Here is a 21427-nt window from a genome sequence, read left to right as displayed (position 1 = left end):
ATTTTCTCCTCTCTACTTTCCTGTAAACCGCGGTTTACGTTTTTCGAGAAACGCCTGCATGCCTTCTTTCTGATCAGCAGATGAAAACAGAAGGTAGAAGTTTTTCCGTTCCAGTTCCATTCCTTCCTGGAGCGGATGATCCACTGCTTTGTTGGCAGCTTCCTTAATAAGACGCAGGGAAAGAGGCGGCTGAGCGGCAAGACGGCGGGCAAATTTCATCGTTTCCTCCATGACAAGTTCAGGAGCGATCAGCCGGTTAACAATGCCATTATGCAGGGCTTCCTTGGGCGGAATCGGGTCACCTGTCCAAAGATACTCCAGTGCTTTTGTTTTACCCATCAGTTTTGTAAGCCGCTGGGTGCCGCCTGCACCCGGCATCACGGCGAGGTTCACTTCGGGAAAGCGGAAATCCGCCGTTTCCGAGGCAAACAGAAGGTCACAGTTGAGTGCCAGTTCAAATCCCCCGCCAAACACAAAGCCGTTTGCAGCCCCGATCAGCGGCTTTTTCAAGTAGGACAGTCTGTCCCACTGAGCAAACTGATTTAAAAGTTCAAGGCTCACTGCATCATCGTTGGCCATTTCCTCAATGTCGGCGCCGGCTGCAAACGCCCGCTCGTCACCTGTAAGAACCATAACTCTTATCGACTCGTCCCGGTCAAACTGAAACAGCTGTTCAACCACTTCGTCCACCATCTGCCGGTTTAATGCGTTATACACCTCCGGCCGATGAAGCTGGATGACGCCCACCGCTCCGTCTGTCCAGTATCTGATCGTTTCCCTACTCTTCATCAAGCTCTTCCCCGATCATGAGAGTGACCAGGTTTCCTGCAAAGCCCATCAGGTCCTTTCCGCTTGCTTTTGCTTCATCTGTTTTCATTGCTTTTTTCAATGCTTCGTGGTCGTCATAGTACATTTCACACATTAGGTGGTATTCGCTTTCTCCCATTGGGGAGCCGACTACTTTTGTAACTTTCATTTTTCTGAGTCCCGGAATTTCCTTTGTTATTGGAGTGTGGGTGTTAAAGTAATGCTCGTCAAATGCTTCCTTGTCTTCGGGCTGTCTGTAAAGTGCAATAAGTTTTACCATGATTGTTCATCCTCTCCTGGGAATAAGTTTATTCATTTATTGCTCTGCTTCACGCCGTACGCTCGCTTTCCGCGGCGGTCCGGGGAGCCTCCTCGGCTTCGACTGTGGGGTCTCCCCCCTGGCCCCTGCTGCCGCAGGAGTCTCGCTCCCGGCGTGGAGCTCCGCTCGTAATCACAAGAATATTTCTCCCCTAATGAAAAGGCTGTTTTCGGAAAGATTGTTGTTTTATTCCGCTGCAGGCGGACGCTTTCCGCGGGCATCGCTTCAGCCTCCTCGGGAGAATTCCTGCTTCTTCCTCTGCCTGATAAGCTACGCAGCCAGGTACGTCGAAGCAACTCGAAGATTAATCACGCAGTAACCGCTCGTCGCTGGAGTCGCCGCCTTTCGCTGCATCATTAATTTGGTCAATAACAACAATCAATACGAACACAGCAAATGAAAAAGAGGGGAAGGCGGTGGCCTTTCCTTAGATCATCCCTCAGCAACGGAATGCACTACTGGCTGTCCCTGTTTAAATGCCGGCATACAGTAACCGGGAATTTAAAGATCCAGGTCGGCTACCGGTTTCATGGCTTCGAACGGGTTTTTACATGACCTGCAGTACAGAATGCTTCTGCAGGCAGTCGGGCCAAAGATATTTTCCATCGTGGTATACGTGGAGCCGCAGTAAGGGCAGTCAATCTTCCAAGGTTCGCCGGGCTCATGTTCAGCCGGAGGCGGGGAAATACCGTACTCTTTCAGCTTTTCCCTTCCTTCACTGCTGATCAGGTCCGTCGTCCATGGAGGATTGTATACATACTTCACTTCTGCTTCGTCAATTCCTTCCACCTTTTTGACAGCGTTTTCAATATCCCTCTTAATAATGTCGAGTGCAGGGCAGCCGACAAATGTAGGAGTGGCTTTAATCAGGGCTTTTTTACCCTCGATGGAGACTTCCGCAATCATTCCCAGCTCCATCACGCTGATAGACGGAATTTCCGGATCCTTTACATTCTGCAGAGCGTGCTGAACCGCCTGTTTCAGTTCGATTCTGTCAATCACCATCGAATCACCCTTTCCAGATGCCTGTTACCATTGTGCTGCCGGGTCCTTACGGTATACTTCTGACAGGATGGCCAGTGCTTCAGTGAGATCCTCTGTATGTTCACCGGTCCGTCCGTTTCCACTTTTCATACCCGGTTCACCTTCCGGCTGAAATCCTGTTTCATTAAGAATTGCTGAAACTTTTTGGATCCACCTTTCAGTGAGTACCTCTTCACTTTCCATCAGTCCGGCAGCTGCAATCTGTTTCCCTTCAGGGCCTGTTGTCAGGACGCCGCCAAAATCACTCCATACCCGCCGTATTGCCTGTTCCATGCGCTCCCTCGCTTCCGGAGTGCTTGTCATGAGCTGTCTGAACCACATTTCCCAGTGCATGAGATGATAGTACTCTTCACTGATAATCCGTCTTGCCATATGAGCGAGCGGCTCATAGGAAGAGGATTTCAGGGACTGGAGTCTGATCATTTTGGCATAGTCATAGAAGAGATTTCTTACAACTGCAAAAGCCCAGTCATAATCAGGTTTTTCCACATAGCTTCCTTCCCCGTTTTTCATCTCAAGAAGAATCGCGTTTCTGAATTCAGCCGGTGTACGGAGGTGGCTGATCCGGTCAGCTTCACCCTCACCCAGTTCCTCCAGCAGCTGATAAAACATTACAGCATGGCCCATTGTGTCCTGACTGATGGAGGAAAAAGCCACATCCTCTTCAATATGAGGGGCCAGACCCAGCCATTCAGACCCTCTGTACGCCAGCAGAAAATCATCATCGGCAAGCTGGTACAGCAGGGCTTTACAGGCAGATAGTGCTTCTTTGTTCTGACTGAGTGTTTCTGCATTTTCAAACGTCATCGGGTCAACTCTCCTTTAACAGGTTCTTTTCGGTAAACTGTTCCTGCTCATACTGGCGCCATTTCTTTTTTAAATAGCCGTAGCCGGCCGTTTCACGGTATTTCTTATTATCCAGCCGGGTGAGTACCTGCCGCTCGTCTTCCCCGAGACCGGCAATATCACTGCGTTTCACAACCCATATATTGACGCAGGGCTCACGGCGCAGAAAATTCTCCTTGGCCATCATCATTGCCATTTCACGATTGGGCGCGAGCAGGCTGAACTGATGCTGAAAGGGTGCCATCTGGTTACGTTTACTGAACACTTCGTATTCTTCATAGAACTGACTGCTTTTTTCCTGATCCATTCCTTACGCCTCCTTTCCCCGTGAAGCAAGGGCATCACGGACCCACCGTGTGTTTTGGTACGAATCCCTTCTCAGGCTTAGCCGCTGTTCTGACATTGGCCCATGGCCTGTCACAATCTTCTTGAATTCGTTCCAGTCAGGCTGCTCATACACCCACTCGCCTTTTTCCTCATCGAAATGTATCGTTTTATCCGGAATCTCCAGCCCGATGGACTTGATACGCGGAATGTATTTATTGAAGAATTCCTGACGGAGATCTTCATTTGTCTTCGTTCTGATTTTGTATTTAATGTTTTTGTTTACGTGCGACTTCCCGACATTTTCCTTCGATTTTGGTCCAAAGAACATGAGGAGAGCCGGCCACCACTCTGTAAGGGATTTCTGGAGCATACTGCGCTGCTCCTCCGTTCCTTCAGCGAGAGCGAGAATGATGCTTTCCCCGTGCTGGGCATGAAAAACCTCCTCCGCACAGATCCGCTGCAAAGCCCGGGCATAGGGACCGTAGGAACTGTTCAGGGACATGCTCTGGGTAATGATGGCAGCTCCGTCAACGAGCCAGGCAATAATACCTGCATCTCCCCATGTAGGCGCTTTCATATGAAACACGTTATGAAATTTCAGCCGCCCGCTGAAAAGATCCTGCATTATATCCTCACGGTTTTTACCGAGAGGTTTCATCAGATCCTCCGCCACTCTCAGAAGCAGCTGGCCGTGGCCCATTTCATCCTGTACTTTCGCCATGATAGCCAGTTTTCTGTGAAGCGTCGGTGCTTTCGGGGTCCATTCCTTTTCCGGGAGGGCCCCCATAATTTCACTTACTGCGTGCATACTGATCAGCCTGATCAGTGCCTCCCGGTAGTCATCCGGCATCCAGTCGTCCGCTTCGATCCGCTCTCCTGCTTCAATCCGTTCCATAAACCGTTCGTATTTCTCCTCGTAGGAAAGGTCCCGCGTAAGTTCGAGCACCATATCCATTCCTCCTTGATATAACGTTTTCTTAACGACATTATATTTTACTGCAATACAAAAATCAATCGTTATCAGAAAATTAATTCACTTTAAACCCGGTTTTTTCAATTGTTCACTCTATAACAACGGTTGGAATATGACCAAACTGTCACGGCAAATACAAAAAAACACCGGCCGAATGACCGGTGATTCTCGTTAATTCAGAAATTACTTCAGAGGAGGTCGGCTGCCATCTGTGCAAGACCTGAACGCTCTCCTTTTTCAAGTTTAACGTGGGCTGTATCACCCTGGGATTTCAGCCGCTCTGCTACATAGGTCAGCCCGTTTGTATATTCGTCCAGATAAGGATGATCAATCTGCTTCGGGTCACCCATGAGGACAATCTTACTTCCTTCTCCCACCCTCGTAAGAATGGTTTTCACTTCATGCTTTGTCAGATTCTGAGCTTCATCAATAATTATAAACTGGTCGGGTATACTGCGGCCCCTTATATAGGTGAGGGCCTCAACCTGGAGCGATCCCATACCTGCAAGAATTTTATCAAGTTCACCGGGCTTCTTTGCATTGAAGAGATATTCAAGATTATCGTAAATCGGCTGCATCCACGGCCTCAGTTTCTCTTCCTTCTCCCCGGGAAGGAATCCGATGTCCTTGCCAACAGGAACAACGGGTCTTGCAACGAGCAGCTTCTTATATTTCTGAAGATCCTCCGTCTGATAAAGGCCTGCAGCCAGAGACAGCAGAGTTTTTCCTGTGCCGGCTTTTCCGGCGAGAGTAACCAGCGGAATGTCATCTCTGATTAAAAGATCCAGAGCCATTCTCTGCTGTACGTTTCTCGGACGTATACCCCAGATTGGTTCTTCACCCGGAATAAACAGAGAAATCGATTCATTATCCCTGTCCACTTTGCCGAGAGCAGAACGGGAAGGAGATGATTCATCCCTGAATACGAAAAACTGATGGGGCTGCGTCCCCGTTCGAATCAGATCTTTTTTGGGAAGTTTTCGTTTCTCGTACAGCTCATCCATCTTTTTCGGAGCAAGAAACTTTTCATCGTATCCTTTATACATCCGGTCAAACTGTACAACTCTGTCACTCAGAAAATCTTCGGTAAAAAGCCCAAGGGCATCTGCCTTAACCCTCATGAGAGCATCTTTACTTACAAGAACAACTCTTCTCCCGTCTGACGGTTTCTCTTCTTCTTCTATTTTAATATTCAGCGCGACAGCAAGAATGCGGTTATCGTTGGTCACTTCAATAAATGTCTGCTTCATTTTTTCAAAAGACCGGTGGTTCAGTTCCACAGTAAGCGTGCCGCCCGAAGGAAGGTCAACGCCAAGATGAAGTTTACCTTTCTCCCTGAATTCATCCAGCAGTCTGGCAACCTGACGGGCATTTCTTCCTATTTCATCCATATAGCGCTTTTTGGAATCCACTTCTTCCAGAACAACAGCCGGTATGATCACGTCATTCTCGTGAAAGGAGTAAATGGCCAGTGGGTCCTGCAGCAGGACGTTAGTATCGAGGACGTAAACGTTCTTCAACTTCTCGCCTCCTGGTTCCGGATCGAATGTAGTCGGTGCCTGATTGAAATGGTTATCTCTCTTTTAAGCCCTTTCCTTACTCCAAATGTATGTGCCTGAGAATAAAGATAGACGCCAAAACAGACAATAGGTAAAACAGCTTTTGAAAAGAGGGATTTCTGTGAAAAAGTGGATGATAGCATTTCTTGCAGTATCAATAGGAGTAACAGGCTGTCAGGCCGGCGGCAATGGCGATGAAGACCCCCTTGAAGGGCAGACAGTTAATGAGCATGGTACAACGGGTTACAACGACTGGGACGGACACAGTCCCAATGAAATCGCTAATCACCTTGCAAACCTCTGTACTGAACTCCCAGAAGTCAGACACGCAACTGCAGTCGTTATTGGACCTTATGCTGCTGTAGGTCTTAATCTCGATGCTGAAATGGATCAGTCTGATGCCGGTGCAGCTAAATACGCAGCGGCTGAAGCTCTGCAGGATGATCCGTATGGAGTTAATGCATTTGTAACAGCAGATCCGGATATTACAGCCCGCCTGGGAGAAATGCAGCAGGAGATTGCTGCCGGTCACCCGGTGAGCGGTATAATGGAAGAGCTTGCGGCAATCGTAGGACGGATAATGCCTGTGACACCGGGTCCTGAACACCGGAAGCACCAGGGTGATGAAAGCGATGCCAATGATGACAGACTCGAAGGACAGGATCAACGGGAAATGGATGATATTCAGAATAAACAAAGCAAGGGCCGGAAAAAAGAAGTGAAAGACAATAACTGACCCGGATGGTGTCCCTCAGGTTATTCAGCCTTTACGGGGGGCACCTTCTTCCGGATAAAGCCGGAAAAAAGCGGTCCCCTCCTTCAGCCCCTTACATTCGCCGTTAAAACGCCCTCGGAACACATAAAAGCTGCCTGTAACGGGATCCATCCCGTTCAGACAGCCTGTTTTTTATTCACTGAACGTACGCATAGCGTTTAATACCTGACGGTCAAGCTTATCGGCAGCTTCTTTGTCGTACGTTTTTTCATACTTCGGTTCCTGGGAAATACGGGATCCGTAGAACATCACATCGCGGACTTCCTCAATCCCCATTTCAATCAGAGCAAGCTTAAGGGGAACATCCTCCAGGGAGTCCGCCAGTACCTGTGCATGTCCGGTGACTGAATATGTGGAACCCGCACCAATCACCGTAAGTGTGACAAGCGGCTGGTTCCGGATATTTTCTGCAATCCTGGATCTTTTATCAACACAGAAACGAATGGAATCCTTATCCGGAGCATAGATCCAGGAGATTGCATTTACGTTCGGTCCTCCGGTTTCGTGATCCACTGTTGCGATTGTTACGAAGCGTTCCTGCTGCAAAAGGGGAAGCAGTTCTTCGGAAAGAGATGTTTCTACCTGATTTGCCAAGATAATCGCCACCTTTATTCAATATACCTATACTATACCTTTTTTATTTTGCAGTTTAAACTGCAGGTCCGTTAGAAAACGGTAAAGAAGCCTATCAGTGTTTAAAGGGAGGCATGCTGATGAAAAAGCAGGATACGCACGAAAAACTGGATGAAATTATTCGTCAGCTTGATCGTTACACAGCAAAGCTCGAGAAGGAGGAAAAGACAGCCAGGCGGCTGGAAAAGCTATCCTATGCCCTTGAAAAAGCACGGATCAGTGACATTCTGATCAACTATACGAGCCCGCACCGGATTTTCTGGCTTAACATCCTGGTCGGGATCGGCCGCGGCCTCGGCCTGACGATTGGTACAGTTATTGTTCTCTCTCTCCTTGGACTCATACTTCGCCAGTTTGTCGACCTCCCCCTTATTGGCGACTGGATTAACACCCTTCTTGAGTATGTAAATGCGAACCGGGATTCAGACCGTTAACAAACACTGAGATCGTGTTATAATTAGTGAAAAGAGATTATGATTGAGGTGCCGCATGAGAGTACAGTGTGTTTTATGTAATGTAGTGGAAGATATTGAAGATTATTCCCCGCTCGCAAAACGCCTCAGAAACAGACCGATTCATACTTATATGTGTGACTCGTGTTATGACAGAATTGAAAAACGGACCAACGAGAGAAAGAGTACGGGGAATTTTAAAACCTATGAGGAAAAAAAAGACGAAGACGAGTGGCTGATTTAGCTTCGTCTTCGTCTTTCTCTGAATATAAAGGGTTATTTTGCCTCGCCGTCTGTTTCAACGGGATTCTGCTGATTCTCGTCCCTGCGCTGTTTCATACGCAGCCGGTAAATACCGAGCACTAAAGCCGCTACAATCAGGGACTCGGCTATTGGAAGAAAAATAGCCAGAACCGTCAGAAGTATATTTCCGATAATCATGACAGTATAAACGATTATATTTTTCAAAAGAGGAAGTTTGCGGGCGAATCCGAGATTAAATACAATAATGGACAAAACAGTGACAATCAGATATAAAACCGGAAATACGAAAGCAAAATTCTCGGGGTTTGATCCGCCGATAAAATCAGCCATCGGTGACACATTAAAATTCGTCTGCTGTGCAGCAGCAGTATATAACATCCTTCATTCCTCCAGTCAGTTTCACGTTGCACATTCAAAACATGCTCATTATACCACATTTAAACGATCCCGGAAAACAGGGTCACCGTCTTTTCAAACAGCGCGATTTCAGGTAGTATAATGGAAGAAAAGAGAGGAGTGTCCCGTTATGAAAACGTTTAACTGGCCCATTTTTTTCGTGGCTATTATAACTGCATGCAGCGTTGCCGGCGTTGGAATCGGCCTTGCTGAAAGAAGTTCGTTTATTGTTATCCTGTCCATCGTCACAGCACTGGCTGGTGTTGCTGCCGGGCTGAGAATCCGTAAAAAGAACTTCGAAGCCGAAAGCCGTTCATAAATCAGCAGCTCAAACGCCCCGAGGGGCGTTTTTTGTTAATCACTCTCTGTGACACTTCCGTGTGGCGTCTGAATACCATAATATAAATGAAGCGCGGAAGGTCGTGAACGTGTATGTACTATAATTATGGTCAATTCCCTTACCGCCCCGATCACTCCTATCCCCCTGTGGATATAGGCGCTTTTCACGAGTCTCTCTCGGCCAATATCCTGCTTCTGCAGCACGGATACCTGATTGTCAGCCGGCTCTCATCATCCCCGTCTCTTATGCACAGACTCATGAGTGCAGCACAGGAGGGCAACGATGAAGAAGTGGACAGGATTGTTGACTCAACCGGGGTACCTACTATCGTTGAAACAACCTATACACCTACTTCGGTCACGTTCCGCCTGCAGACGGATGCCCAGACATTCCCCAGGTGCTGCACTCTGACCATGAATCTAGTCTGGGGGCTGAGACAGACCGGATTTTACGGAATAATGGGCTGATATATACAGAAAATAGTTGTGCATGACTATTTGAAGGGAGCTGCACTATGTATGAGTAAAAAAAACGTTCCATTTGAAAACGAGGCCTACCCTGCTGCACAACTGAACGAGGATGGACTCACAAAGCTCCGGGCTCTTGAGGATGAACTCCGTAACGAAACGGGCTCTGATGTGGTGCTGATTGCCTATGAGGATCACCGTGATCAACTGTAATCAGCCGGAACGGCAGGCGCACAAACGCCTGCCGTTTTTATAATTTTTTCCTGCGGAAAAAAGCGGCACGGAAGTTCCCCTCCGCACCGCTGAATTGAGCCTATCGGGTTTCATTTCCTGCCTGTTCAAGAAGGTCTGTAATTGTATGATACACTGATGCATTCGCTGCAAGCAGCGTATCTTTTTTCAGGAATGTGAGCGGTTCCCCGGTATAATTCGTGACAGTCCCTCCTGCTTCAGTAATCAGCACATAGCCGCCCGCCACATCCCAGGGGGCCAGGTTAAAGCTGATGTAGGCTTCAATTCTGCCGCAGGCTACATAAGCCATCTCCAGAGCGGCTGCTCCGTAAGACCGGATTCCCCTTGACTGACGCACAAGCTCTTCAAGCCGTCTGTCCTTCATCATCCACCCGTTATTGAAACTGAGCAGAGCTTCATCAATGGAGGTATCTGCAAGTTGAGGAAGAGGCTTTCCATTCAGCCACAGTCCCTTTCCGGCGAGAGCAGAAAACATTTCGTCAGCCATAACATCATAGACGATGCCTGCTACCGGCTCACCGTTATGAAAAATTCCGACGGAAACTGCAAAATAACATCCCTGATGGACAAAGTTAACGGTTCCGTCAATAGGATCAATAATCCAGACTGTTCCTTTCAGATCCTCCACATTTTCTCCAAGACCTTCCTCACCCATAATTCTGTGGGCGGGAAAGCTTTTCTTCACCCTGTCCCGGAAAAACTGTTCCACAGAACGGTCCACGTCCGTGACAAGATCATGCTGGTGGGCTTTAATGTCCACGTTGTATGTATTCTCCATTTTTTCACGTATATGTTTCCCTGATTCATAAGTCCACTCAAGTGCGGTATCGTAAAGTGCCTTGCGGCTCTGTTCATTCATCAGTAATTTCCTCCCCTTTTATCCAGGTACTTCTATCAATTTATCCTAAAATGCTTACCTGATGCAAATTTACGACAGCATTCGATCCAAAAAAAATGAACCCGGAAAGGCTCATTTTTCAGCATCTTCGATTTTTATGCTTCCAGTCGCATAAGTTCACTGCGAAGTCGCTCCAGGATGCGCTTACTCTTTTCAACCTGTTTCTGATCGCTGGCTTGCATTGCGTCAAAGAGCGTCTGGAGTTCGTAGTCTATTTCCATTTTCAGAACTGGTATACGTCGTTCTCCGTCTCTTCGCTTTAACGTTTGAATGACTTTTTCCATCTCTCCACACCCCTTTTCGTTTACTGTGTCGCGACCAGCGATACTGTTCGCGCCGTATTATGGATTACTATACTTTATGAATATAATCTGCATGTTGCAACAATTTATTTGATTTATTTTTTTCATTCCACTTTTTCGGTCAACTTAAACCAATGGTGCTCACAGAGCGCAACTTTTTTAAAAACCAGGTCCCTGTGATAAACTATCCACATACAGCCGGATCATCACGTTTCACAAGGAAGGAGCCGCAGGAAGATGTCATTTCAGGGTTTTACCGAAAAAGATTTTAACGTATTTACCATTGATGGCCTCGAACCGAGAATGGATGCAATTAAAACCAGTGTCCGTCCTAAACTGGAGGAACTCGGTAATCATTTTGCCGGGTGGTTAACTGAGAAAACAGGTGAGGACATGTTTCCTCATGTAGCAAAACACGCCCGCAGGAAAGTGAACCCTCCTGACGATACGTGGGTGGCGGTTGCACATAACAAGCGCGGCTACAAAAAACTGCCCCACTTTCAGATCGGACTTTTCGAATCACATGTTTTCGTCTGGTTTGCTGTCATTTATGAATCACCGATTAAAAGCCACTTTGCCGGGCTTCTTAAAGAACAGAAAGATGAACTGATCAGTCACATTCCGGATGATTATGTGTGGTCTGCCGATCATACTAAACCGGAAGTTTCTGTTCAGGAGGAAATGGCTGAAGCGGATCTTGATCAGCTTTTTAACCGGCTTGAAACAGTAAAAAAAGCCGAAATTCTGTGCGGCCGCCATTTTCAGAAGAATGATCCAGCTCTTGGTGATGGGGAAACATTTATCAGGGAAGTTGAGAGGACATTCGAAACCGTCCTTCCTCTTTACCGGATTGCAAGACAGGCTGAAGAAGAATAGCATACTGAACCACTGGGGGTGCCGAAAAAGGCTGAGACAACTGCGGTTGATCCCTTTGAACCTGATCCAGTTCAAACTGGCGTAGGAAAGTGGGAAAATGAAAGCCTGCGTATAATCAAAGGTGCCATTTCCCTCTGGAAACGGCACCTTTTTTCATCTGATTTTCCAGGCTTTAACGAATCCAGCTTAAGGGTAACATGAAAGACAGAAGAAACTTTATCAGTAAAGGGTGATACGAAATGGATGAAAAATTACTGTCACTAAAAGAGAAGATTGTCACACAGTCTCCGCTGATCCACAATATGACCAATGTAGTTGTTACAAACTTTACTGCAAACGGCCTTTACGCTCTGGGTGCATCACCTGTAATGGCCTATGCTGAAGAGGAAGTCGGGGAAATGGCGGCAATCTCCTCCGGCCTTGTTCTGAATATAGGGACATTGACAGCAGATCAGGTGGCGGCTATGCATCTGGCCGGCCGGGCTGCAAACAAACACCGTGTTCCTGTCTTTGTAGACCCTGTGGGAGCAGGAGCCACATCTTACCGGACAGAAACATCCCGTCAGCTGCTGGAGGAGCTTGATATCTTTTTTCTCCGTGGCAATCTCGGGGAAATCAGTAACCTTGCTGGAGAAGAGGTGGAAATGAAAGGTGTGGACTCCCGGGAGAACCGTGCAAACGCAGCAGAGATTGCAAAAAAAGCAGCCCAGATGTACAGAACCAACGTAGTTCTTACAGGTGAAACCGATATAATTACAGACGGGGAAACGGTATATTACGGCCATAACGGCACCCCCGAACTTACGAAAGTCACCGGTACAGGCTGTCTCCTCACTTCCGTCCTTGCAGCTTTCATGGCAGTCGATTCAGAAGCACCCCTGGAAACAGCCGTCTGTGCACTCGGCTATTATGGTATCGCAGCAGAAACGGCAGCCGCTGGAAGTGAAGGACCCGGCTCTTTCCAGGTCCGGTTTCTTGACAAGCTTCACAGCCTCAGCAGCACTGATATTAAACAGCGTTTTCGTTATTCCGGAGAGGAGGATCAATAATGCAGAAAACCGCTTTAACCATCGCGGGATCTGATTCAGGCGGCGGCGCAGGAATCCAGGCAGACCTTAAGACATTCCAGGAACACCTCGTTTTTGGTACCAGTGCCCTGACTGCAGTCACTGCACAGAACACAGCAGGCGTCCAGGGAGTTTATCCGGTGGAAACGGAAGGACTGAAGAAACAGCTTGAATCAGTCGGGTCTGATTTTCAGGTTGATGCCGTCAAAACCGGCATGCTCTTCGACGCAGAGAGAATCGAGGCGGTCGTCTCGGCCATCCGTCAATATAATTGGAAAAATATCGTCGTAGACCCTGTTATGATTGCAAAAGGTGGCGATAAACTTCTTAATGACGAGGCACATACAGCTCTTATCGAGCGTCTCCTTCCAGTGACGGATGTCATTACCCCGAACATACCTGAAGCGGAAGTGCTGACGGGAATGGAAATCCGGACACTCAGTGAACGGAAAAAAGCAGCTGAAACCCTGTATAAGGCAGGCGCCTCCAATGTCGTCATCAAAGGTGGGCATGCGGAAAGCTCGGGCTCAGACAGTGTAATCGATCTCCTGTTTGACGGAAGTACGTTCACTTCTTTCGAACTGCCCCGCATACCATCAAAAAACACCCACGGAACAGGCTGTACTTTCGCAGCTGCCATTACGTCCCGGCTTGCACTTGGCCATCCGGTCAAAGAAGCTGTCAGGCATGCTAAAGTTTATGTACAGCTGGCAATCAAATACACTTCCCCACTGGGGAGCGGGCACGGGCCAACCCATCACGGGGCGCACCGCCAGTTTCCTGACAAGGGTGTTGAATTGATGGAAGAGGTCAGACAATGGGAGGATTAAACCATTCTTCTGTCCGGGACCAGCTGAAAGTTTACCTTGTGGCCGGTACCCGCGACTGCAGCAGTCCCCTCCCTCACGTTCTTAATGAAAGTCTTTCTGCCGGAATTACCATGTTTCAATTCCGGGAAAAGGGGCCGGGCTCTCTGGAGGGAGAAATGAAAAAAGCTCTGGCTCTTCAGCTGTTTAACCAGTGCAGGGAGGCGTCCGTTCCTTTTATTGTTAATGATGACACAGATCTTGCGGAGCAGATTGATGCGGATGGCCTTCACGTCGGGCAGGAGGATGATGACGCTTATGAAGCCCGAAAAAGAATAGGAAAACACAAAATACTCGGGGTATCTGTTCATACCGTCGAAGAAGCTTACAAAGCCATCGAAGCCGGTGCAGACTATCTCGGAGCCGGCCCTATTTATGCAACCGGCTCCAAAGCCGATGCAGAAAAAGAATCAGGACCGGAATGGATTTCGGAACTTCGCCGGAATGGCGTTGACATTCCAATCGCTGCCATCGGAGGAATCAGCCAATCCAATGGTACTGCTGTTATCCGGGCAGGGGCTGACGGTCTGGCAGTAATTTCGGCTATTACAAAAGCCGGTTCCCCGTATCAGGCAGTTAAAGAGTTCCGGGGACTGTTTACAGAGTAACGAATCTCATTCTGACCTGAAAATAGAATGAGGCTGGGATAAAAGTATTTAGGAGAGAACCCGGACAAAATGCGAAGAAAGCGGATGAAAAATGCGCAGGTGAGCCCCCGCAGTGCAAAGCACGTGGAGGCTCAGCCTCATATTTTCTGTTTGGGATACTGCGTACGGTTACTGGGCTGTGTAGCCGCCGTCAATAATGACCGGCTGGCCGGTCATGCCTTTTGCTTTGTCGCTTGACAGGAAAATGGCCAGGTCCGCAATTTCCTCTACCTGAAGAAGGCGGTTCTGAGGGACAAGGGGATAAATAACTTCCTCGAGTGCCCCTTCAAGATCAACTCCGCGGTTCTTTGCCAAATCTTCCAGCTGATTTCGTACTAGCGGTGTATCCACATAGCCGGGACAAATCGCGTTAACAGTAATTCCGTGCTCAGCTCCTTCAAGTGCCGTTACCTTTGTCAGGCCAATAACCCCGTGCTTTGCACTGTTGTATGCGGCTTTTCCTGCAAACCCAATCACCCCATTAATGGAAGCCATATTGAGTATGCGTCCGAACTTCTGTTCTTTCATATGGGGAAATACTACTTTTGTGGCGATGAATGGGCCTGTAAGCATAATTTTAAGCATGAGCTCGAACTTATCAACAGGAAAATCCTCCACTGCAGCCACGTGCTGAATTCCTGCATTGTTAATAAGAATATCAATGGTTCCATAAGTATCGATCGTTTCATTTACAGCACGCTTAATATCTTCTTCATCGGTTACATCGCAGGCAATTCCCATCACATCGTGACCTTTACTTTTGAGTTCTTCGACTGTTTTATTGAGCTCCTCTTCTTTTACGTCAGAAAAAACCACTTTTGCATTCGCTTCAGCAAACCGGATGCCGACTTCAAGACCAATACCACCGGCAGATCCTGTAATAAAAGCCACTTTCCCTTCTACCATTCTTAATCATCCCTTCTTTTAATTATATTCAGAACGCTGTCCAAATCAGTAAATCCCTATTGCCCCCATGATGACTGCAACTATTACAGCAATAGTCGGTATGATCAGACCTACAGCTGCAATATCACCATAGGAGTCTTTATGCGTAAGACCAGTTACAGCAAAAAGTGTAAGCAGCGCTCCGTTATGGGGAAGGATGCTTGCTCCGGAAGCTACTGACGCAACACGGTGAAAGGCATCGAGATTGTATCCCTGCTCCTGGGCAATCTGATAATACTGCTCCCCAAGAGCTTCCAGCCCAATCCCCATACCGCCCCCGGCGGAGCCTGTAATTGCGGCCATCACCTGGATGGAGAGGGCCTGGGAAATCAGCGGATGCCCCGGTATTCCGAGCAGTATGCCGGCCAGGTCATCAAAGGCGGGGGTGGCTGTGATTACCACACCGAATCCTACAGCTGCACTCGTATTGATAACGGCCATTACAGATCCTTTTGCCCCGTCGTTCACCGATTCACTGAACTGCTTATATCGCTTATAGTTAAAAAGCATCAGCAGTAAACTTCCTGCGATCAGAGATACAATAATCGACCAGTTCAGTACATTGAGCGTCAGTACAACTACAAAGAGTGGGATAAGGGAAAGCCAGACATTCGGCAGTTCGTCCTCATTTACTCCCTCCACAGCATTTTCCTCCTGTGGCTCAGTAAACCTGTCATCTTTTCGAGTCAGCCTGTTCTCCCGCCACTTCAGATATAAATACCCGCCAACGGCCATCACGATGGCTGATGCAATTCCCATAAATGGCGCTGCCAACGGAGTTGTGCCGTAATAATCCATGGGGATCAGGTTCTGAATCTGCGGGGTTCCCGGAAGTGCCGTCATTGTAAACGTAAAGGCGCCAAGTGCAAACGTGCCGGGAAGCAGCTTTCTTGATATATCTGCCTCACGGAACAGTGCTACCGCCAGAGGATAGATCGCAAAAACAACAACAAAGAGACTCACGCCGCCATATGTAAGAACAGCAGCTGCGATCAGTACGCCCAGAATCGCCCGTGTTTTCCCGATCACCCGGGTAATGGAAAATGCTACAGACTGCGCTGCACCTGTATCTTCCATTAACTTTCCAAAAATAGCTCCCAGAAGGAAGACAGGAAACCACTCCTTCGCAAAGTCAACAAAACCTGCCATGTAGGTTTCACGATAGGTTGCAAGTATGTCCATTCCGCTCATCAATGCTACAATTCCACTGATCAGCGGGGCAATCCAGATGATGGACCATCCAAGATATGCGAGAATAATGAGGAGTACCAGACCAATTAGAATACTTAACACGTAACTTCAACCCCTTATGCCTCCAGTTACCGTTAGTTTCCATTGTTAACTGAATTTTATTCGGCGCATCTGCCACTGGAGATTTTTGGAGGTTTGGAAAGAGGCCGGGTAAAATCCGGCAGATAAGAATGGTGGCCGGGTAAAACCCAGCCATTAAGAAGGGCCCCCACCAACGGTGAGAGCCATTTCCTGTATCCAGTATGCTATAGTTGATTATTCAATATTACACGCGCATTTTACATTCATCGACTGAAAAGTTAACCCGGCAAAACTTCCCCAATTATTGAAAGTCGATAATCAGAAACGTATCTAAACTGTGGGAGGCTGTATACCCCAAAATCCATTTAATGCATTTTTACCAGTTTTTCCTCGGTTTCCCTGGCCTTTTTCACTACGTGGTACGGAGATTGGCCTGTCTGTTTTTCATACTCCTTAAAGGCCTGTTTTTCTTCGGATTTGGATGGTACAACTTCTTTGTACCGCTTGTAGAGCGCGGCGATTACCTCGCGTTCGGCTCCTTTCCCGTATGCGCTGTCCACGGTTTCAAAAAAATTGACGACATCAATGACTTCATCTTTTGACCAGTCTGTTGAGATCGGAATACTCACTTCACCTTTCATGGTCTTCACCTGCCTTTTGAAATACCTCTGCTGCAGAAGTAAAGAAAGCTTTTACTCCTGGCTGTAATCTGGTATACTCTGTGTGTTTTTATATTGCTGTTTTCAGAAAGATTGTTGCATTATGACGCTGCAGGCGGACGCTTTCCGCGGGCATCGATTCAGCCTCCTTGGGAATACTTCTGCTTCTTCCTCTGCAAGGTAATCATCGAAGCTGTATGCGTCGAAGCAGCTCGAAGCGATCACAGGATGTAACGCTCGCAGCTGATGCTATTCCCGCTGGAGTCGCCGCCTTTCGCTCCATAATTAATTCGTCTATATGAACACAGCCTTTTATATTAAGGATACCAGAGAGTCCGGATGTTTTAAAATGTCCGGTACTGACTGCTCACGAGGTGATCGTATTGAAAAATAACAACCAGGAGCGGATGCCGCTTTTTGAAGGCCTTCTCACCCATAAACAGGCAGGGCCGGTTCAGTTCCATATTCCCGGCCATAAGAAAGGGACAGGCATGGAACCGTCATTCAGGGAATTCATTGGTGAAAATGCCCTGGGAATTGATCTGATAAACATTGCTCCCCTTGATGACCTTCACCACCCCCAGGGAATGATTAAGGATGCACAGGACCTTGCTGCTCAGGCATTCGGGGCGGATCACACTTTCTTTTCCGTTCAGGGAACCAGCGGCGCCATTATGACTATGATCATGAGTGTCTGTGGTCCGGGAGATAAAATTATTGTGCCACGTAATGTGCACAAATCCATCATGAGTGCCATTGTATTTTCCGGTGCCACTCCCATTTTCATCCACCCGGAAATCGATCCTGAACTGGGAATCTCCCATGGAATTACAACCAGTGCTGTTGAGAAGGCTATCCGGACCCATCCCGATGCAAAGGGTCTGCTGGTCATTAACCCGACATATTTCGGTGTCTCTGCCAACCTGAAAGAGATTGTCACCATCTCCCACAGGGCCGGAATTCCCGTTCTCGTTGACGAAGCCCACGGTGTACACATTCATTTTCATGATGACCTTCCTCTTTCCGCTATGCAGGCAGGAGCAGATATGGCTGCAACCAGCGTGCACAAACTCGGAGGTTCACTTACTCAGAGTTCAGTGCTTAATGTGAAGGATGGACTTGTTAATGCGGACAGGGTTCAAAGTATTATCAGTATGCTTACTACAACGTCCACTTCCTATCTTCTGCTGGCTTCACTTGATGCAGCGAGGAAACATCTCTATACGAGCGGACGAGACCTGATCGAACAAGCCATTAAGCTGGCTGACGAAACAAGGGAGCGGATTAACCGTATTCCCGGTTTCACATGTTACGGAATGGAAATGCTTGACGATCATGCGATCTATGACATGGATCCGACAAAATTGACGATTTCAATTAAGGAACTTGGCATCAGCGGCTATGAAGTTGAAGTCTGGCTGAGGGAAAAGTACAATATTGAGGTTGAACTGTCCGATCTGTACAACATTCTCTGTATTATTTCTTTCGGTGATGATTCAGCCTCTTCTGACCTCCTGGTTGAAGCACTGACGGTGCTCTCCGAACAGTACCGGGAAAACATCGCAGTATACAGGAAAAAGGACGTTCCGGTGTCGGTGCCGAACATTCCCACTCTTGCATACTCTCCCCGTGAAGCATTTTATGCGGAAACCGAACAGGTACTGCTGGCCGAATCTTCCGGGCGCGTGAGTGCAGAGTTTGTCATGGTGTATCCTCCTGGAATACCCATTTTAATTCCAGGCGAAATCATTGAAGAGGAAAACCTTGACTATATCTCAAAGAACATAGAAGCGGGCCTCCCCGTTCAGGGGCCGGAGGATGCAAGTCTCACATATATTCGGGTAATCAGGGAACGAAAGCCGATTCTTTAATCCCTCCTGCCGAATACAGGGTTCACTTCTTTAATGAAGTTTCCACGGACCAGCCTCACAAAAAAAGCTGAATCGCACGCAGGTTATTGGCCCGCAGCGATTCAGCTTTTTTATTCTTTGACAGCGATTTATTCTTCGGAAGTGCCAGTTAAGGATGCTTCGTCGGCGCACTGCTCACAGCAGTTACCGTAAAGCGTGGAAACCTTCTCGTTCTCAAAATGTTCGATTACCTGGTCACAGCACTGGCATACAATAACACCCATTTAAGCTCCACTCCTTATGTTTTGTTTGAAAGCGCTTTCTGTCTTGTTGATTTAATTATAGTATAGCCTAATTTACAAGTCAACATATTTTATACATTATAATATGATCAATCAGCGTTAATGTGTCATACTAATTAATCAATCTCGTCCGTAAAATTAAAAAAATGTAAACAAAAAGCGCCTGGAGCAGGCGCCTGAAAAGTGATAATTTCTAATTATCGGAAAAATAATTGCGTAGTGAGTATCCTATAACAGCTTTCCTTTGGCTTCAATAAACCTGGAAAGCTCTTCAGCAAAAACAAAATCCTGTTCTGTCAGTACATAAATGTCTGCTGAGATCCGCAGTGAAAGAATATGTTTTACTCCATCCGCTTCACGAACCGGCAGCAGTATTGTCTGGTCCCTGTCCCTTTTCAGCACAATTGGCTTTCCACTTCTGCAGACCTTCAGCCAGCCTTCGCCGAATGTTCCTTCTCTACCCAGCATCATGGAATTTCCGAAATAATGTACCGGTCTGATTTTTTCTTCCTTCTCCACAAAGTAAATGGATATCGTAATGTTTCTCCAGGCACCTTCAAACAGAGCGCGTCCAATTCTGCCTATAAAATCATCACGATCGCGGGCATAGTCGTAAGCCAGCCCCACTTCAAGCCTTAATTCATCCAAAAGATCTGATTTGTTCACTTCCATCACCTGCCGTATTATCCTTTATCCGATCTTTTAAAGATGCTAAGAGCATATCACAGCTAAGTAAAAATTGAAGTCATCTTTTGTCGAATGTGTTGAATTCACAAAAAAGAATTAGAGCTTTTCCCACATTGTGGTAATAAATGTGTAATGTTTGAAAACTCCCCGTAAATAACCTTTTCTGTTCACTGATCTGCTTCTATTTCTATGCAGACCTCTGCAGTTTAATCCAGATAAAATAGAAGATGGGACAGAAGTGTTTAATTCATAAGAAAACGACCAGCGGCCATGCGGTACAAATAAGCCCCTCCTGAAAATCACCCCGCTTTCAGCGGGAAGCCGGTGAGCCTCCCCGCGCTTCGCACTGTCGGGTGCTCATCGTCCTTTTTACCCCGCAGAAGCTGCATCTGCTAAGACGGTTCACTCTCAGGATTCTCTGATAAACTTTCTTTCCTTCTATCCCAGCCTCACTTATCCCTGGGGTCCCCAGATTTCCTGGAGGATTTCCCTTGTTTCCTCAAGTGTAAATGGTTCCCAGAAAAAGTCCCCGTACACAAGAAGATCGTGATGCAGGTGAAGTCCGCTTCCATCCTGATTGACCGCTCCGCTCGTGCCGGAGTTGCCGACGAATCCAATTACAGTTTCGGCGTCCACACGATCCCCAAGACTGAGATCTTCCGGAATATCGTCGAGATGAGCAAATCGGTTCATAACTCCATTGTCATACTGTACCCAGACCTGCTGTCCTCTCAGTTTATCCAGAAGATATTCAGGAGTAAATCCAAGCTCGTAAGTAATACTGAGCCTCTGGTTACGTGCTTCGGGTGATTCAAACTCTTCATAGCCATGATCCACTCTTACAACCGTGCCTTCTCCCATTCCGTAGATTGGCGTATCCGTATTGATCACTGCATAGGTTGTCCAGTCATACCAGTCAACTCCCTCGTGATACCCGTTCCTGTAATCCCTTGGTGCTCCTGGGAGGTGGCTGGCCTGTGTGCTGACTTCTGCTCCTTTAATAGGATAATCGAGGAATGAAAGATAGTCGATCATCTCCTCAACTGTTTTACTGTGAAGGTCGAAAGTCTCATCAGGAGCTGCCATTGCTGCCACTGCTTCTCCATTTGGGAATACTTCGGCACGTTCATTTTCCAGGTTAAATTCCGCTCCCAATCCGTATTCCAGAAAGCTCACGGGCAGATAAGGCGTTTTCTCTTTCTCATCAAGAACAATAAAAACCTCATCTGTGTCAAGGTATATTCCGTTTTGTTCAAGAACGGGCACACCATAAACAAGGTAGTATCTGCTGCCGCCAACTGTCATTTCAAGCGTTCTGTGAATTTCATCGTAGGAAACGGAACCACCAGTCTTTTCTGCAAGTTCCACCGGTGATATAACCTCTAATTCATCCACGGTGTAAACATCCAGAATAAAATCCGGTTCTTCCTGTTCACGTTCCGCTTCTGCTGTATGCTCGTCTGTGTCATAGTCCAGAATTTCGTCTGGATCCTGGCCGGCTTCCCCTTCCTGATGCTGGCAGCCTGCAAGCACCAGCGGGACTGCCGCCAGTAAAATAATCCTTTTCATGATCCTAACCTTCCCTTATATAGTAGTCCCTGT

At 47.4% G+C, this 21427-nt stretch carries 28 protein-coding genes and 1 riboswitch; of the genes, 11 read left to right on the top strand and 17 right to left on the bottom strand.

Going from position 1 to position 21427, the window contains the following annotated elements; translation table 11 throughout:
• Window positions 1-12: 12 nt before the first annotated feature.
• From FGB90_RS01755 to FGB90_RS01725, 7 genes are all read right to left on the bottom strand, one after another.
• Window positions 13-789: an enoyl-CoA hydratase/isomerase family protein gene (locus tag FGB90_RS01755; protein WP_138808851.1), complete on the bottom strand. Its 777-nt coding sequence runs from the start codon at window positions 787-789 to the stop codon at window positions 13-15.
• Window positions 779-1087, bottom strand: coding sequence for an EthD family reductase (locus FGB90_RS01750; RefSeq protein ID WP_138808850.1), 309 nt, complete (start codon window positions 1085-1087; stop codon window positions 779-781). The genes FGB90_RS01755 and FGB90_RS01750 overlap by 11 nt, the downstream gene beginning before the upstream one ends.
• Window positions 1088-1627: 540 nt before the next feature.
• Entirely contained in the window at window positions 1628-2131 is a 504-nt protein-coding gene (paaD, locus tag FGB90_RS01745; protein WP_138808849.1) for a 1,2-phenylacetyl-CoA epoxidase subunit PaaD, read from the bottom strand.
• A 24-nt stretch (window positions 2132-2155) separates the two neighbouring features.
• Entirely contained in the window at window positions 2156-2977 is an 822-nt protein-coding gene (gene paaC, locus FGB90_RS01740; RefSeq protein ID WP_138808848.1) for a 1,2-phenylacetyl-CoA epoxidase subunit PaaC, read from the bottom strand.
• Window positions 2978-2981: 4 nt separating this feature from the next.
• Window positions 2982-3323, bottom strand: a complete 342-nt coding sequence (gene paaB, locus FGB90_RS01735) for a 1,2-phenylacetyl-CoA epoxidase subunit PaaB (RefSeq protein WP_138808847.1) — start codon at window positions 3321-3323, stop codon at window positions 2982-2984.
• Between the two features lie 3 nt (window positions 3324-3326).
• Window positions 3327-4298, bottom strand: coding sequence for a 1,2-phenylacetyl-CoA epoxidase subunit PaaA (gene paaA / locus FGB90_RS01730; protein ID WP_138808846.1), 972 nt, complete (start codon window positions 4296-4298; stop codon window positions 3327-3329).
• A gap of 206 nt (window positions 4299-4504) precedes the next feature.
• A complete protein-coding gene (locus FGB90_RS01725) occupies window positions 4505-5836 on the bottom strand; it encodes a PhoH family protein (protein ID WP_138808845.1) in 1332 nt (443 codons plus the stop codon).
• Between the two features lie 160 nt (window positions 5837-5996).
• Between FGB90_RS01725 and FGB90_RS01720 the strand changes: the two genes are divergently transcribed.
• Window positions 5997-6611, top strand: coding sequence for a YhcN/YlaJ family sporulation lipoprotein (locus FGB90_RS01720; protein WP_138808844.1), 615 nt, complete (start codon window positions 5997-5999; stop codon window positions 6609-6611).
• A 171-nt stretch (window positions 6612-6782) separates the two neighbouring features.
• Here FGB90_RS01720 and FGB90_RS01715 read toward each other — a convergent pair whose 3' ends face one another.
• Window positions 6783-7244 carry a pyridoxamine 5'-phosphate oxidase family protein gene (locus tag FGB90_RS01715; RefSeq protein ID WP_138808843.1) on the bottom strand — a complete coding sequence of 154 codons (462 nt, stop codon included), beginning with the start codon at window positions 7242-7244 and terminating at the stop codon, window positions 6783-6785.
• 119 nt (window positions 7245-7363) lie between these two features.
• Here FGB90_RS01715 and FGB90_RS01710 point away from each other — a divergent pair, with 119 nt between their 5' ends.
• Window positions 7364-7717 (top strand): DUF5665 domain-containing protein, encoded by a 354-nt coding sequence (locus tag FGB90_RS01710; protein WP_138808842.1) that lies wholly within the window; start codon window positions 7364-7366, stop codon window positions 7715-7717.
• Window positions 7718-7772: 55 nt separating this feature from the next.
• A complete protein-coding gene (locus FGB90_RS01705) occupies window positions 7773-7979 on the top strand; it encodes a YlaI family protein (RefSeq protein WP_138808841.1) in 207 nt (68 codons plus the stop codon).
• Window positions 7980-8011: 32 nt separating this feature from the next.
• Here FGB90_RS01705 and FGB90_RS01700 read toward each other — a convergent pair whose 3' ends face one another.
• On the bottom strand, window positions 8012-8377 hold the full coding sequence (locus FGB90_RS01700; RefSeq protein ID WP_138808840.1) for a YlaH-like family protein: 366 nt from the start codon (window positions 8375-8377) through the stop codon (window positions 8012-8014).
• 148 nt (window positions 8378-8525) lie between these two features.
• Here FGB90_RS01700 and FGB90_RS01695 point away from each other — a divergent pair, with 148 nt between their 5' ends.
• The 3 genes from FGB90_RS01695 (at window position 8526) to FGB90_RS19545 (ending at window position 9415) form a co-directional block, all read left to right on the top strand.
• The gene (locus FGB90_RS01695; RefSeq protein ID WP_138808839.1) at window positions 8526-8714 is read left to right on the top strand and encodes a DUF5325 family protein; all 189 of its coding nucleotides are present in this window, start codon (window positions 8526-8528) and stop codon (window positions 8712-8714) included.
• A 113-nt stretch (window positions 8715-8827) separates the two neighbouring features.
• Window positions 8828-9202, top strand: a complete 375-nt coding sequence (locus tag FGB90_RS01690) for a YuzC family spore coat inner layer protein (protein WP_138808838.1) — start codon at window positions 8828-8830, stop codon at window positions 9200-9202.
• 51 nt (window positions 9203-9253) lie between these two features.
• A complete protein-coding gene (locus tag FGB90_RS19545) occupies window positions 9254-9415 on the top strand; it encodes a hypothetical protein (RefSeq protein WP_171051632.1) in 162 nt (53 codons plus the stop codon).
• A gap of 100 nt (window positions 9416-9515) precedes the next feature.
• Here FGB90_RS19545 and FGB90_RS01685 read toward each other — a convergent pair whose 3' ends face one another.
• Both FGB90_RS01685 and FGB90_RS01680 read right to left on the bottom strand, forming a co-directional pair.
• The gene (locus tag FGB90_RS01685; RefSeq protein ID WP_138808837.1) at window positions 9516-10313 is read right to left on the bottom strand and encodes an inositol monophosphatase family protein; all 798 of its coding nucleotides are present in this window, start codon (window positions 10311-10313) and stop codon (window positions 9516-9518) included.
• 134 nt (window positions 10314-10447) lie between these two features.
• Window positions 10448-10636, bottom strand: a complete 189-nt coding sequence (locus FGB90_RS01680; protein WP_138808836.1) for a YkzI domain-containing protein — start codon at window positions 10634-10636, stop codon at window positions 10448-10450.
• Window positions 10637-10891: 255 nt separating this feature from the next.
• Here FGB90_RS01680 and FGB90_RS01675 point away from each other — a divergent pair, with 255 nt between their 5' ends.
• The 4 genes from FGB90_RS01675 to thiE all read left to right on the top strand — a co-directional run bounded on the left by FGB90_RS01675 (window position 10892) and on the right by thiE (window position 14071).
• Window positions 10892-11530 (top strand): YktB family protein, encoded by a 639-nt coding sequence (locus FGB90_RS01675; RefSeq protein ID WP_138808835.1) that lies wholly within the window; start codon window positions 10892-10894, stop codon window positions 11528-11530.
• 4 nt (window positions 11531-11534) lie between these two features.
• Window positions 11535-11635: riboswitch (TPP riboswitch) on the top strand.
• A gap of 134 nt (window positions 11636-11769) precedes the next feature.
• Window positions 11770-12579: a hydroxyethylthiazole kinase gene (gene thiM, locus FGB90_RS01670; RefSeq protein ID WP_138808834.1), complete on the top strand. Its 810-nt coding sequence runs from the start codon at window positions 11770-11772 to the stop codon at window positions 12577-12579.
• A complete protein-coding gene (gene thiD, locus FGB90_RS01665; protein ID WP_138808833.1) occupies window positions 12579-13427 on the top strand; it encodes a bifunctional hydroxymethylpyrimidine kinase/phosphomethylpyrimidine kinase in 849 nt (282 codons plus the stop codon). The genes thiM and thiD overlap by 1 nt, the downstream gene beginning before the upstream one ends.
• Complete coding sequence (gene thiE / locus FGB90_RS01660; RefSeq protein WP_138808832.1) at window positions 13415-14071, top strand: thiamine phosphate synthase; 657 nt, start codon at window positions 13415-13417, stop codon at window positions 14069-14071. The genes thiD and thiE overlap by 13 nt, the downstream gene beginning before the upstream one ends.
• A gap of 168 nt (window positions 14072-14239) precedes the next feature.
• Here thiE and FGB90_RS01655 read toward each other — a convergent pair whose 3' ends face one another.
• The 3 genes from FGB90_RS01655 to FGB90_RS01645 form a co-directional block, all read right to left on the bottom strand.
• Window positions 14240-15016 carry a 3-hydroxybutyrate dehydrogenase gene (locus FGB90_RS01655; protein ID WP_138808831.1) on the bottom strand — a complete coding sequence of 259 codons (777 nt, stop codon included), beginning with the start codon at window positions 15014-15016 and terminating at the stop codon, window positions 14240-14242.
• A 45-nt stretch (window positions 15017-15061) separates the two neighbouring features.
• On the bottom strand, window positions 15062-16348 hold the full coding sequence (locus FGB90_RS01650; protein ID WP_138808830.1) for a GntP family permease: 1287 nt from the start codon (window positions 16346-16348) through the stop codon (window positions 15062-15064).
• 344 nt (window positions 16349-16692) lie between these two features.
• Window positions 16693-16968 (bottom strand): UPF0223 family protein, encoded by a 276-nt coding sequence (locus FGB90_RS01645; RefSeq protein WP_138808829.1) that lies wholly within the window; start codon window positions 16966-16968, stop codon window positions 16693-16695.
• A gap of 425 nt (window positions 16969-17393) precedes the next feature.
• Between FGB90_RS01645 and FGB90_RS01640 the strand changes: the two genes are divergently transcribed.
• Window positions 17394-18857 carry an aminotransferase class I/II-fold pyridoxal phosphate-dependent enzyme gene (locus FGB90_RS01640; protein WP_138809933.1) on the top strand — a complete coding sequence of 488 codons (1464 nt, stop codon included), beginning with the start codon at window positions 17394-17396 and terminating at the stop codon, window positions 18855-18857.
• A 128-nt stretch (window positions 18858-18985) separates the two neighbouring features.
• On the opposite strand, the gene FGB90_RS01635 is transcribed toward FGB90_RS01640, so the two are convergent.
• The 3 genes from FGB90_RS01635 to FGB90_RS01625 form a co-directional block, all read right to left on the bottom strand.
• Window positions 18986-19120: a GapA-binding peptide SR1P gene (locus FGB90_RS01635; protein ID WP_138808828.1), complete on the bottom strand. Its 135-nt coding sequence runs from the start codon at window positions 19118-19120 to the stop codon at window positions 18986-18988.
• Between the two features lie 246 nt (window positions 19121-19366).
• Window positions 19367-19804, bottom strand: a complete 438-nt coding sequence (locus FGB90_RS01630; RefSeq protein WP_138808827.1) for a hypothetical protein — start codon at window positions 19802-19804, stop codon at window positions 19367-19369.
• A gap of 474 nt (window positions 19805-20278) precedes the next feature.
• Window positions 20279-21394 carry a M23 family metallopeptidase gene (locus FGB90_RS01625; protein WP_138808826.1) on the bottom strand — a complete coding sequence of 372 codons (1116 nt, stop codon included), beginning with the start codon at window positions 21392-21394 and terminating at the stop codon, window positions 20279-20281.
• Window positions 21395-21427: the final 33 nt, after the last annotated feature.

This window comes from Alteribacter natronophilus (assembly GCF_006007885.1).
Lineage (GTDB): Bacteria > Bacillota > Bacilli > Bacillales > Salisediminibacteriaceae > Alteribacter > Alteribacter natronophilus.
The sequence above is the reverse complement of the archived record's forward strand: the minus strand, read 5'-3'. Positions and strand labels throughout refer to the sequence as shown.

Bases quoted from the DNA above. Each gene is read 5' to 3' on its own strand.
- FGB90_RS01655 (WP_138808831.1), bottom strand. From the start codon at position 15,016: ATGGTAGAAGGGAAAGTGGCTTTTATTACAGGATCTGCCGGTGGTATT.
- FGB90_RS19545 (WP_171051632.1), top strand. From the start codon at position 9,254: ATGAGTAAAAAAAACGTTCCATTTGAAAACGAGGCCTACCCTGCTGCA.
- FGB90_RS01700 (WP_138808840.1), bottom strand. From the start codon at position 8,377: ATGTTATATACTGCTGCTGCACAGCAGACGAATTTTAATGTGTCACCG.
- FGB90_RS01645 (WP_138808829.1), bottom strand. From the start codon at position 16,968: ATGAAAGGTGAAGTGAGTATTCCGATCTCAACAGACTGGTCAAAAGAT.
- thiE (WP_138808832.1), top strand. From the start codon at position 13,415: ATGGGAGGATTAAACCATTCTTCTGTCCGGGACCAGCTGAAAGTTTAC.
- paaD (WP_138808849.1), bottom strand. From the start codon at position 2,131: ATGGTGATTGACAGAATCGAACTGAAACAGGCGGTTCAGCACGCTCTG.
- FGB90_RS01755 (WP_138808851.1), bottom strand. From the start codon at position 789: ATGAAGAGTAGGGAAACGATCAGATACTGGACAGACGGAGCGGTGGGC.
- FGB90_RS01640 (WP_138809933.1), top strand. From the start codon at position 17,394: ATGCCGCTTTTTGAAGGCCTTCTCACCCATAAACAGGCAGGGCCGGTT.
- FGB90_RS01635 (WP_138808828.1), bottom strand. From the start codon at position 19,120: ATGGGTGTTATTGTATGCCAGTGCTGTGACCAGGTAATCGAACATTTT.
- thiD (WP_138808833.1), top strand. From the start codon at position 12,579: ATGCAGAAAACCGCTTTAACCATCGCGGGATCTGATTCAGGCGGCGGC.
- FGB90_RS01685 (WP_138808837.1), bottom strand. From the start codon at position 10,313: ATGAATGAACAGAGCCGCAAGGCACTTTACGATACCGCACTTGAGTGG.
- FGB90_RS01695 (WP_138808839.1), top strand. From the start codon at position 8,526: ATGAAAACGTTTAACTGGCCCATTTTTTTCGTGGCTATTATAACTGCA.
- FGB90_RS01690 (WP_138808838.1), top strand. From the start codon at position 8,828: ATGTACTATAATTATGGTCAATTCCCTTACCGCCCCGATCACTCCTAT.
- paaB (WP_138808847.1), bottom strand. From the start codon at position 3,323: ATGGATCAGGAAAAAAGCAGTCAGTTCTATGAAGAATACGAAGTGTTC.
- FGB90_RS01705 (WP_138808841.1), top strand. From the start codon at position 7,773: ATGAGAGTACAGTGTGTTTTATGTAATGTAGTGGAAGATATTGAAGAT.
- FGB90_RS01625 (WP_138808826.1), bottom strand. From the start codon at position 21,394: ATGAAAAGGATTATTTTACTGGCGGCAGTCCCGCTGGTGCTTGCAGGC.
- thiM (WP_138808834.1), top strand. From the start codon at position 11,770: ATGGATGAAAAATTACTGTCACTAAAAGAGAAGATTGTCACACAGTCT.
- paaA (WP_138808846.1), bottom strand. From the start codon at position 4,298: ATGGATATGGTGCTCGAACTTACGCGGGACCTTTCCTACGAGGAGAAA.
- FGB90_RS01750 (WP_138808850.1), bottom strand. From the start codon at position 1,087: ATGGTAAAACTTATTGCACTTTACAGACAGCCCGAAGACAAGGAAGCA.
- FGB90_RS01675 (WP_138808835.1), top strand. From the start codon at position 10,892: ATGTCATTTCAGGGTTTTACCGAAAAAGATTTTAACGTATTTACCATT.
- paaC (WP_138808848.1), bottom strand. From the start codon at position 2,977: ATGACGTTTGAAAATGCAGAAACACTCAGTCAGAACAAAGAAGCACTA.
- FGB90_RS01680 (WP_138808836.1), bottom strand. From the start codon at position 10,636: ATGGAAAAAGTCATTCAAACGTTAAAGCGAAGAGACGGAGAACGACGT.
- FGB90_RS01710 (WP_138808842.1), top strand. From the start codon at position 7,364: ATGAAAAAGCAGGATACGCACGAAAAACTGGATGAAATTATTCGTCAG.